Annotated in this window: 8 protein-coding genes and 1 pseudogene; all 9 read right to left on the bottom strand. The window is 48.6% G+C overall.

The features are described 5' to 3' along the window. Positions 1-119: 119 nt before the first annotated feature. Entirely contained in the window at positions 120-1,475 is a 1,356-nt protein-coding gene (locus Q4488_RS08550) for a TolC family outer membrane protein (RefSeq protein WP_303580054.1), read from the bottom strand. 486 nt (positions 1,476-1,961) lie between these two features. Further along, complete coding sequence (gene rnr / locus Q4488_RS08545) at positions 1,962-4,694, bottom strand: ribonuclease R (protein ID WP_303580053.1); 2,733 nt, start codon at positions 4,692-4,694, stop codon at positions 1,962-1,964. A gap of 357 nt (positions 4,695-5,051) precedes the next feature. Further along, positions 5,052-5,975, bottom strand: a complete 924-nt coding sequence (gene secF / locus Q4488_RS08540; protein WP_303580052.1) for a protein translocase subunit SecF — start codon at positions 5,973-5,975, stop codon at positions 5,052-5,054. Positions 5,976-5,989: 14 nt separating this feature from the next. After that, positions 5,990-7,840 (bottom strand): protein translocase subunit SecD, encoded by a 1,851-nt coding sequence (secD, locus tag Q4488_RS08535; protein WP_303580051.1) that lies wholly within the window; start codon positions 7,838-7,840, stop codon positions 5,990-5,992. A gap of 172 nt (positions 7,841-8,012) precedes the next feature. Further along, positions 8,013-8,348, bottom strand: a complete 336-nt coding sequence (gene yajC / locus Q4488_RS08530; RefSeq protein ID WP_303580050.1) for a preprotein translocase subunit YajC — start codon at positions 8,346-8,348, stop codon at positions 8,013-8,015. A gap of 39 nt (positions 8,349-8,387) precedes the next feature. After that, positions 8,388-9,512: a tRNA guanosine(34) transglycosylase Tgt gene (tgt, locus tag Q4488_RS08525; protein ID WP_303580049.1), complete on the bottom strand. Its 1,125-nt coding sequence runs from the start codon at positions 9,510-9,512 to the stop codon at positions 8,388-8,390. A 193-nt stretch (positions 9,513-9,705) separates the two neighbouring features. Next, positions 9,706-10,743, bottom strand: a complete 1,038-nt coding sequence (gene queA / locus Q4488_RS08520; RefSeq protein ID WP_303580048.1) for a tRNA preQ1(34) S-adenosylmethionine ribosyltransferase-isomerase QueA — start codon at positions 10,741-10,743, stop codon at positions 9,706-9,708. Positions 10,744-11,303: 560 nt separating this feature from the next. Continuing rightward, entirely contained in the window at positions 11,304-11,483 is a 180-nt protein-coding gene (locus Q4488_RS08515; protein ID WP_303580047.1) for a DUF1826 domain-containing protein, read from the bottom strand. Between the two features lie 34 nt (positions 11,484-11,517). Continuing rightward, positions 11,518-11,862, bottom strand: a pseudogene (locus tag Q4488_RS08510) (DUF1826 domain-containing protein); the annotation flags it as partial. Positions 11,863-11,993 lie beyond the last annotated feature (131 nt).

Raw genomic sequence — 11,993 nt, 5'->3', positions numbered from 1 at the left:
AATTTTCATCCAATGATTTTTTTCATTTGAAAAAAGCAACGAAACAATACACTTTTTTCAGTTAATTCCTGGGTAGCCGTTATGGCAATGCGAGATAAAGAGAGATACGGATATATCTGTTATGACGCTTCACGAATCAGCCAGTTATTGATGGTCGCTAGGTCTTCTTCCTGTAAAGCACCCACCGCAAACTTCAGTCGTAAAACATTAAGCACATAATCGTAACGAGCCTTAATTAAAGCCTGCCTTGCATCAGAAAGGTCTTGCTCAACATCAAGCACCTCGACAAGGCTATTTTGACCACCACGATACCCTGCCGACTTCGACTTCAAACGTCCTTCCTGTGCTTGCAGAGACTTTTCTAGCGCACCGATTTGCACAATGGCCTCATTGATACGGTAATAAGCATCATGGGCTGAACGTTCAACAGAGCGCTGTTTATCGTTGCGATCCTCCAGCACACTGCTACGTTTTTCGATGGCTTGACGTAACTTGGCAGATGTTTTGCCACCAGAATATAAGGGTATATTCAACTGCACTGACATCTCAGTCGTATCGATATCACTGCCACCACCAAATGGCGACCCTTCTATCACTTCATTACCGTGAGTTAATACAAAGTCGAGAGTGGGATAGTGACCGCCGCGTAAGGCATTGATCTCTTTGTTGGCTTCATCTAAAGATAGATTGAGGGCGTGTAATTCGGGATTATTCTTGGCGGCGAGTCGAACCCACTCTTCAGGATCGGCAGGCATCGGCATCTCAAGTTGAATATCCGTACGTAACCGAGATAACTCTCCTGGAATTGTGCCCAACGATTCCCGCAACGCATAGCGGCTATCCATTAGACGACTCTGCAATTCAACCTCTTTACTCAAGGCATTCAAGTAACGCGCCGAGGCGTCCTGTAAATCAACGGTTCTAACGAGCCCCGTTTTATGCTTCTTTTCAGATACTTCTAAATGTTTAAGCATCGCTTTCTTTTCAGCTTCAACGGCTTCCAACTGATCAATCCGTTCAAGCACTAAAAAGTAGCTTTCTGACAGGCGTAATAATAACTGCTGTTTAGATAACGTATATTCAACCTCGGCTCGATTAGCGCTGATTTTGGATTGATCGTAACGCTGCCAGCGGGAATAATCGAAGATTGATTGAGTCAGTGTCAAACTATAAGTATCGGTGGGGTAATCAGCAGAATTACCATAAAACACAGCATTATCCGACTCATTAATGGTTTTGCTAGTTTCTGTATGTTCGTATTGAAGTGAGATAGTGGGCAGTAGATCGGCACGACTTAGATTGATAATTTCTTGATCGGCGCGATATTTATGGTAGGCAGAAAGGTATTTCGTATCGTTCTCTTCGGCGACTTGCCATACATCCATCAAGTCCTCGGCATGAACCGGCGCCGTAGAAAGCAATAAAGCACAAAAACCCGCGCTAACAATAGCACGGGGGATATTTTTATTTTCCATGGTTCCCCCCTAGTCCTCATCTTGAGGCCTCTCTCTGGCAACCTAACAGGAGAGTCAGCATCCGATGCTATATTTAATTATTAGTGTGTATAACAGCATAAAATTCTTTTTGTCCTCCCCGCAGTATGATCAATTTTTAACCTCAGTTCAAATAAATAAATTGTCAATAGCCGCTCCTTCTAAAACATAAAAAGCAAATCCTTAAAAATCATACATTTAAAATAAAAATCAATAAAAACAATAAATTAACGTTCTCTAATATAAGAAAAAAACTACTCATTATGGGTATTTTTTGAATTTTAAGAGACGCTTCAGCCTCAAAAACGAGATTCGACAAGGCGCTAAAACCAACATTCAACCTCATTCCCGCTGGCTTATAAAAACAAAAAAGGCAGATATCATCAGTGATGATATCTGCCTTAATCCGCTGACAATACCTACGCTAAGTCAAACGCATCAACCGTCTGATGGCAGCCGTTTAGACTCTTATTGACTGCTGCGCTTACCCCGCAGCTTTTTCAATTTACGCTTTTTCGCTCGATTACTAAGCCCTTTAGCCGGTTTTCTGGATAGCCGATTCACTTCTTGCTCGGCATCACTTAATTTGGCGCCTCGACTCTCAGGTTTTGCCTCAAGCTTTTGCCGTGTTGCCTTACCTGGTTTCGCTTCTGCCCCACGCTTACGGCTACTATGATCGGCTTTACGCTGTTCAGATTTCCCCCTTGGCGCAGCCGATTCAGCGGCTCCCTGCCGAGATCGTTTACGCTCAGACGAATCAGCAGATCGGCCACTGGGCTTAGCCCCTGCCGATTTAGTCGAGCTAATTTTAGCCGATGATCGCCCCCCGGAGGGCTTGCGTCGCTGCCGGCTCTCTAATTCAGCCAAGGACAGTTTACCCTGTCGTAACAGTTCACGTTTACTCAAACGTTTAGGTTCCGGTTGCGATGCGTCACTATCCGCAGTATCCCCCGCTTGCAGCCTTTTCACCAGGTCAAAATCGATTTTACGATCATCGAGATCCACTCTAGCGACCACCACCTGCAGCCGATCACCTAGACGGAACGATTTACCGCTGCGCTCGCCATACAAGCGCTGCAGACTCGCATCATAATGATAGTAATCGCCCGGCAGTGCGGAAATATGAATTAAGCCCTCAACATATACCTCTTCTAGTTCAACAAACACACCAAAGCCTGTGACGGCCGAGATCACACCACTGAACTCGTCACCGACGCAATCCTGCATATATTCACATTTGAGCCAAGACATAACATCGCGGGTGGCATCATCGGCACGTCGTTCGGTCATCGAACAGTGTTCACCCAATTCGACCATTTGCCCCAAGGTATAACGATGCATAAAACGCTTATCGAGCTTAAATCCTGTCGGCCGAGTAATATGCGGGCTGTTACTCTCGGAGTGTATCAAGCCGCGTATCGCGCGATGCACTAACAGATCAGGATAACGACGAATCGGTGAGGTAAAGTGAGCATAGGCCTCATAATGCAACCCAAAGTGCCCCTTATGCTCGGGGCTGTAAACCGCCTGAGACATAGATCGTAGCATCATGATTTGAATTACATGCTTATCGGCTCGTCCTTCTAACGATTCCGATAGGGCTTGATAATCCGGTGGCGTGGGCTCATCACCGCCTCCTAAACTCAGCCCTAATGGCCCGAGATAAGAACGCAGTGTCTGTAGTTTTGAATCTTTCGGACCATCATGTACACGAAACAGTGCCGGCTGTTTTAGTTTTTGCAGTAAACTCGCGGCCGCGACATTCGCACAGAGCATACACTCCTCAATAATCTTATGGGCATCGTTACGCACCACCGGCACAATCTTCTCGATCTTACGCTCTTCACTAAACAGGATACGGGTTTCGGTGGTATCAAAATCAATCGCACCACGTTCTTCACGCGCTCGACGCAGGGAAAAGTAGAGATCATGCAGGTCGATAATATGCGGCAATACCTCAGCATATTGCTGTCGCATCGCAATGCCCTGCTCGGAATCAGGCTGTTCCAGCATAGCCCCAACCTTGGTATAGGTTAGCCGTGCCTTAGAACGAATCACGGCTTCATAAAAATGATAATCTTTTAATTTTCCCGCATCGCTAATGGTCATCTCACAGACCATCGCTAAACGATTAACATCTGGGTTCAAAGAGCACAACCCGTTGGACAGTATCTCCGGTAACATCGGCACGACAAATTCGGGAAAATAGACCGAATTACCGCGTAGATGCGCCTCAATATCCAACGGACTACCCGGATGAACATAGGCCGATACATCGGCGATCGCCACCCATAAGCGCCAGCCACCAGAACGAATCGGCTCACAGTACACCGCATCATCAAAGTCTTTCGCATCTTCACCATCGATAGTCACTAACGGTAGGTCGCGAAGATCAACCCGATTCGCGAGGGCTGAATCCGGCACGTCGGGGCCAAACTCACTCACCTCTTGCCGTATCGTATCGCTCCATTCGTTGGGGATATCATAGTTATGGATGGCAACCTTAATCTCCATCCCCGGCGCCATATGATCACCCAATACTTCGGTGACTCGCGCCGTGGCTTTGGCACGCTTGGAGGGTGGCGTAATCAACTCGACCACCACCAATTGCCCCTGTTTATAGCTCAATTGTCCGTCAGGATCAGGCAAAATCTGAATATCATTATTGATCCGCTGATTTTCGGGCGTCATATAACCAAACCCGTTATGACCATGAAACCGACCTACCAGTTTACGGGTTTTACGTTCGAGCACCTCAACAATAGCGCCTTCCAGTCGGCCTTTACGATCTTCCCCAGTGGCGCGTACCAGCACTCGATCACCATCGAATACCTGCCGCATTTCTCGGGCGGAGAGAAAGATATCTTCACCCCCTTCATCTGGAATCATAAAACCAAAACCATCCCGATGACCCATGACTCGCCCCGCCACTAGATCAAGCTTACTCAGCAGTACGTATTGCGCTTTACGGTTACGCATTAATTGACCATCGCGCTCCATGGCGCGCAAACGACGTCGCAACGCCTCAGATTGGTCTTCATCGGTCAGATCGAGTAGCGCTTCGAGCTGCGGTCGCGTCAGAGGTTCGCCCTGCTCAGCCAACAGCGTCATAATCAGCTCTCGGCTGGCAATGGGCGATTCATACTTTTCCGCTTCGCGGTCGGCCTGTGGGTCTGTGGATAATTTTTTTGGCTCAGACATTCATTATCTTCTGCTTGTAGGTTTTGAGTAACTATACTCCAACCATACCTCAATCTGGAACGTTTTGCCGAGCCCACATCATACGCAGAAATAGAAATGCCAGCTAAACGCTCAATCACGTTCTCGCGCACCATAAACGTCAAACCAAAGATCAGGCCCGCCGCCGTCAATAACCGCCGAGTCACTCTATCGACGCTGATAGCATATCACTGAGATATCACATTGAGTGAGGCTCAAAACATAATCCAAATACGCAGCCATTAACGATAGGCAATAAAAAACCGCGAGCAATGTTCGCGGTTTTTTTATTAGCTGAGGCACATTGCCTCGCTATCAACGCTTAGACTCGCAATGCCACTAGGGCATCTCGTCGACTTCTTCGCCTTCAGGTTTTTCTGGCGGCAATAGATCCTCTTTACACAGACCCAGCATGACCAACACATTAGCCGCCACATAGATGGAGGAATAGGTACCCACACCAACGCCGACCAACAGCGCCACCGCAAAACCAAAGATCATCTCACCGCCAAACACAGCCAAGGCAACCAATACCAATAAGGTCGTCAACGAAGTAACCAACGTCCGCCCCAACGTCTGACTCAAAGAGACATTCATAATCTCCAGTGCATCACCCTTACGCAGCTTACGGTAGTTTTCCCGAATGCGGTCAGACACCACAATGGTATCGTTCAACGAGTAACCAATCACCGCCAAAATCGCCGCTAACACCGTCAGATCGAAATCCAACTGAAGCAGCGAGAAGAAGCCCAGCACAATCAGTACATCATGCGCCAATGCGGCCACCGCACCGATCGAGAACTTCAGCTGAAAGCGGAAAGCCACGTACACCATGACCATAAACAGCGCCAGCAACATGCCTAAGCCGCCCTGTTCACGCAGCTCTTCACCCACCTGTGCACCGACAAACTCGTTACGCCGCAAGGTTAATTCCTGGGCTTCACCGCTTTGTAAGGCTTGCAACACATGATCACCGAGTTCCGGATCATGCGCGACCCCCATCCGAATAAGGATATCCACCGGCGAACCGAAGGTTTGAACTACCGCATCGTCATAACCCGCGTTCTGCAACTTATCACGAATACTGTTTAGATCCGGTTCCTGTTGATAACCCACCTCAATCAGCGAACCACCGGTGAAATCCAAACCAAATTTCAATCCGTTAATCGCCAATGATGCTATCGAAATCAGCAATAGAGCAATCGATAAAGCAGCGGCTAGCTTGCGCAGCCTCATAAAGTTATAGATTTTTTCAGTCGTCATCGTACTCTACTCCGTCAAATCGACAGTTTTTTCAGCGCACGACCGCCGTAAACCAGATTAACCAACATCCGGGTCACTAGAATCGCGGTGAACATGGAGGTCAAAATACCCACCGACAGGGTAATCGCGAACCCTTTCACCGGCCCGGAGCCCATCGCAAACAGAATAACCGCTGCCAATAAGGTAGTGATATTGGCATCAAAAATGGTTGAGAAGGCTCGATCGAATCCCGCATTGATCGCCGATTGCGCCGGCAGTCCATTTTTAAGCTCTTCCCGTATTCGCGAGAAGATCAACACGTTTGCATCCACCGCCATACCCACGGTCAGCACGATACCGGCAATACCCGGCAGCGTTAGGGTGGCCGATAGAATCGACATGACCGCCAACAGCATCATCAGGTTAAACGTCAGCGCGATATTAGCCAGCAGGCCGAACACGCGGTAATAGGCCACCATAAACAGCAACACACAGGCAAAGCCGATCTGTACCGACATCATACCCAGTTCAATGTTTTGCTCACCGAGGCTTGGACCAACCGTCCGCTCTTCAACAAAGTAGATCGGTGCCGCCAGTGCTCCTGCGCGTAGCAACAAGGCCAGCTCAGAAGACTCGGTAGCGCTATCCAAACCGGTAATCCGGAAGCTCGCCCCCAAGACACTCTGAATCGTCGCCAGTGAGATAATCCGCTTCTCAACATAGGGAATACGCTTAGCGACTTGCTCACCATCAACGGTGTCGTAGAGCGTACGGCTTTTATGCTCGACAAACAGTACCGCCATGCGCCGCTGAATCGCATTACGTGTGGTACGGTTCATCATCTGACCACCTTTGGCGTCCAGCGAGATATTTACCTGTGGCTGACCATTCTCATCAAAGGATGACTGCGCATTCGAGACGCTAGAGCCGGTAATGATAATGTCTTTTTCGAGCGTTGCTTCACGGCTTTGATCCCGGAACGCATAGGTCTCGGTGGTCGCCCGTGAGGCATCGGTGGTCGCCTCTAGACGGAACTCAAGGTTGGCCGTCTTACCGATAATCCGTTTCGCCGCTGCCGCATCTTGAATACCCGGTAACTGAACAACGATACGGTTACGCCCTTGACGCTGCACTAACGGTTCGGCAACGCCCAACTCGTTCACTCGGTTACGCAGGGTGGTTAAGTTTTGCTTAATCGCATAGTCTTCGATCTCGCGGACTTTACTCTCAGCCAGATTAACAGTGACATAGAAAGCCCCGTCCTTGTCATCATTATTAATCAGAAACTCGGTGTAATCCTTACGTAACAGGCTCTCGGCCTGATCACGGACAACCGCCGTTGAGAACTTCAACTCTAGGCTACCATCTTCACGATGATCGACCGAGCGATAGCGTAACTTCTCAGCTCGCAGCTTGGTTTTGATCTCGCTGACATAGACATCTAGGCGTTGCGCCACGGCAGACACCATATCCACTTCCAACAGGAAGTGTACGCCGCCGCGCAGATCCAGCCCCAACTTCATCGGGCCAGCCCCTAATGATCTCAGCCATTCCGGCGTTGTTGGTGCTAGGTTTAGCGCCACAACATAACTATCACCCAGCGTCCGACTGATAATTTCTTTCGCCTCTAGCTGACTACGGCTGTCATTAAAGCGGATCAACCCGCCTTTATCGGTCAGCTCATCACTTTTAACACTCACCTCAGCCTGCTGCAACGCCTGCTTTACCTGATCCAGCAACGGCTGATTAACGATATTCGCTTCTCGGCTACCGGAAAGTTGCACAGCATAATCATCAGGATAGAGGTTAGGCGCAGCGTAGATACCGCCGATCAGCAATATCAGCACGACCAGCACGTTTTTCCACAGTGGATATTTATTGAGCATGGCGCTCTGTCCCTAACTAGCCCAGTATGGGTAGGTACATTTAACGAGTAATGCACACCGCACTGGACAACAGTATTTAGATTTAAACGGTTAATAAAACCAAGTTCGTTGAAGCGACCTGGTTTCACATCAAAAAACGCCACGAGAGTGGCGTTTTATTAAGCGTTGATGCTTAGATCTGTTTAATCGTGCCTTTTGGCAACGCAGCACTCACATGCGTCTTTTGGAACGTCAGTTCAGTCGTGTCGTTTACGCTCAGTACCACGTAATCTTCATTCAAACGAACCACTTTACCAATCAGGCCACCAGCAGTGATCACTTCATCACCCTTTGTCAGACCACCGAGTAAGGCTTTATGTTCTTTGGCACGCTTAGCTTGTGGGCGCCACATAAACATGTAGAAAATAACACCGAAGCCAACTAGAAAGATCAGGTTGAACATACTTGGATCTAAACCACCCGGACCGGCAGCATCTGCAGCATGTGCTGAAGAGATTAACAAGCTCATTAAGGCTTCTCCTATTATTTAAAAAGTAAAAAAATAAAATTAAACGTCAACATTAAGCGGCGGAACATCCATCCCCTTAAGCTGATAGAACTGTTCGACAAAGTCGTCCAATTTACCCTGTTCAATGGCCTGACGCAATCCAGCCATAAGCTCCTGATAATAATGTAGGTTGTGGATCGTATTCAGCTGAGAACCAACGATCTCTTTACATTTATCCAGGTGATGTAAATAGGCACGACTAAAGTTCTGACAGGTATAGCAACTGCACTGCTCATCTAACGGACGAGTATCGGTTTTATTCGCCGAATTACGCAGCTTTACCACACCGTGGCGGGTAAATAGATGGCCGTTACGCGCATTGCGGGTCGGCATCACGCAGTCAAACATATCCACACCGCGACGCACACCTTCAACGATATCTTCCGGCTTACCCACACCCATCAGATAGCGTGGTTTATCTTCCGGCATTTTATACGCCAGATGATCCAAGACTTTCACCATCTCGTCTTTCGGCTCGCCGACGGATAGGCCGCCAATGGCATACCCATCAAAGCCGATTTCATTTAGCCCTTCGATCGACTCATCCCGCAGATGAGGGAACATGCCGCCTTGCACGATACCAAACAGTGCAGAAGGACTATCACCGTGAGCCGCCTTAGAACGCTTAGCCCAGCGTAGTGAAAGCCGCATTGATTCAGCCGCTTCAACCTCTGTCGCTGGGTATGGCGTACACTCATCGAAGATCATCACAATATCAGAGCCCAAATCGCGCTGTACCTGCATCGATTCTTCCGGCCCCATAAAGACTTTCGAGCCGTTTACCGGGGATTGAAAATGCACACCGGCTTCGGTGATCTTGCGCATCGCGCCCAGGCTAAACACCTGAAAACCACCGGAATCGGTCAAAATCGGCCCTTTCCAGTTCATAAAGTCATGCAGATCTCCATGCGCCTTAATCACTTCGGTGCCAGGACGCAGCATCAGGTGAAAGGTGTTCCCCAGAATAATCTGCGCCCCAATCGCCTCAATATCTTTCGGCAGCATCCCCTTAACCGAACCATAAGTACCCACCGGCATAAACGCGGGTGTTTCTACATCGCCACGGGGAAAGCTTAAGCGGGCCCGACGTGCTTTACCATCGGTCGCCAAGCGCTCAAACTTCATAAAACATTCTCTGGTCACAAGCGTTCCTAAATCAATGTCTCCACTTGGGTTACGCCAAGGGAGCGGCTATCTCATCTCTATATAAGGCTTAATTAGCTAAATTAAAGGCCGCTTGCGGTATTTCCACCGCTTAGCCACCCTTCGTTTGTCTTATCCGCCTAGGCTATTACATAAAACCAGCATCGAAGCGGGCTTATTTCAACGATTGCTTACTCAAGAACATCGCATCCCCATAACTAAAGAAGCGATAGCGTTGTTTCACGGCCTCCTGATAAGCGGCCATCATATGCTCATATCCGGCAAAGGCAGACACCAACATCAACAGGGTTGATTCGGGCAGGTGAAAGTTAGTAATTAACAGATCCACCGTGCGAAATTCATAACCGGGGAAGATAAAGATATCGGTATCGCCGAAGAAAGGCTCAATCTCGCCTCCCTGACTGGCCGTTTCCAGACAGCGAACCGAGGTGGTACCCACGGCCAATACTCGATTACCCCGAGCTTTGGTTTCACGCACCGCCTGACATACTTCGTCAGACACCTCAATATATTCAGCATGCATCTTGTGATCCTGAATATTATCGACTTTCACCGGCCGAAAAGTGCCGGCCCCCACATGGAGGGTAACAAACGCTTGATTGACACCCTTGTCTGCCAAACGCTGCAGTAACGCATCATCAAAATGCAAACCCGCTGTCGGCGCAGCCACCGCACCGGGCTTTTCGTTATACACCGTCTGATAGCGTTCGCGATCCGACAATTCGTCTTCACGTTTCATATACGGTGGCAACGGCATATGGCCAAACTGCTCTAAGGCATCGATGAGATGGCCTTCTGTCAGATCAAATTCCAACTCGAACAGATCATCATGACGTCTCACCATGGTCGCTTTCAAGCCACCATCGAGGGTTAATTCGGCACCGGGCTTCGGTGAACGACTCGAACGAATATGTGCCAGCGCCGAACGCTCATCCAACACCCGTTCAATCAGTACTTCGATCTTACCGCCCGAGGCTTTTTCGCCGAACATACGCGCGGGAATCACCCGGGTGTTGTTAAATACCACTAAATCGCCGGGTTGTAACAATTCCAACACATCGAAAAATTGCCGATGTTCGAATGCACCACTATTACCATCGACACAAAACAACCGGCTATCGCTACGCTTTTCCAACGGATAGCGGGCAATCAGCTCATCGGGTAGATCGAAATGAAAATCTTTAACCTGCATAGAAAAACGTTAACCTAACACTCAATAATTTAGCTAAGGCTAACCGCACAAGCTGCGCTCAACCGACAAAAGGGGGCATATTCTACCCGAGTCCCCTTTAAAGTTCAGCTATATTAGCCAACAGATAGCGAACAGAGTCTAATGATTTAGCAACGGCATATACTGCGAAGCAGATAGACAAAAGCGCGCGAGTGATTTGATCGCTCATCGCATAAAATCTCGTCGCCTAGAGCCTCGTAACCTAGACGCTCGTCGTTTAGAACCTCGTAGCTTAACAACCTCGATGTAACGGCATTGCTTACGAGGGAAAGCATAATAACATCATAGTCACAGACAAGCCGCCAGACGTGCTGAATCATTCTTGAATGAGTTAGCGTTAACTTGTCATCCACATCACACACCCTCTTCAACAAAAAGAGGCGCGCCGATTAAAAGCAACGCGTATTGAATGATCTCTCCGAGCTGACTAAGGAAGGTGCGAATAAGTCCGTTATATTCTCTGTCAGCCAGAGGCGTAATTGACTTATTCGCGCCTTCCCTAACCGCTTGTTGATGTATTCTCACGCAAAATCGAAAGTAACAACGAGACGTTTTTCAGCCCCGCTAATCGCCGGTGAACAGTGCACCGCACCCAAACCATCATTACCATACCAGCCTTCGCCTTTTAGCAGCACAATATCCCCTCGGCTTAGCCTGCTGAATACAGGCCGAGTGAGAAAACAGCCCCGACTCGTGATCACTCAATCCTCCATTTTCACGGCCCAGCTTACTGCGATCGACATCATGGTTAGACAGCCATTCGGTTCCCAGCCCCTGATAGGTACTGACCAGACGACAACCTCATTGATCAATATGAAAACGGGGACACATAGCACGATCCAGCACCTGCAATCTGACACCCACCTCATCTAGGTCAAACAAACGGGCATACATCTCCAGTAACAGTACCAAGTCATCGATAAAGGCCGATTGATTGGTCGAGACCGGCAGTGAGGGGCTGAGTGACACGGCGACTTTATTAGGGTTAATAGTCAGGCGAAGATTAAAATTCGGTTTGCTTTCAATCAGCCGGTGACAATAATCAGATATATCGTTTGTCAGCGTGCCCTGTAACACCATCAGATTGATCGATTCTTGATAAATTTTTGTCATCACTTCAGGCAATAACCCTGAGACATCACTCGGGCCGCCGCCCCCTATTCCACTCACCTAACTCACTTCCCTCACTACCGCATTCATACCCACACCTG

Source organism: Amphritea sp. 1_MG-2023 (assembly GCF_030547545.1).
GTDB lineage: Bacteria > Pseudomonadota > Gammaproteobacteria > Pseudomonadales > Balneatricaceae > Amphritea.
The sequence above is the reverse complement of the archived record's forward strand: the minus strand, read 5'-3'. Positions and strand labels throughout refer to the sequence as shown.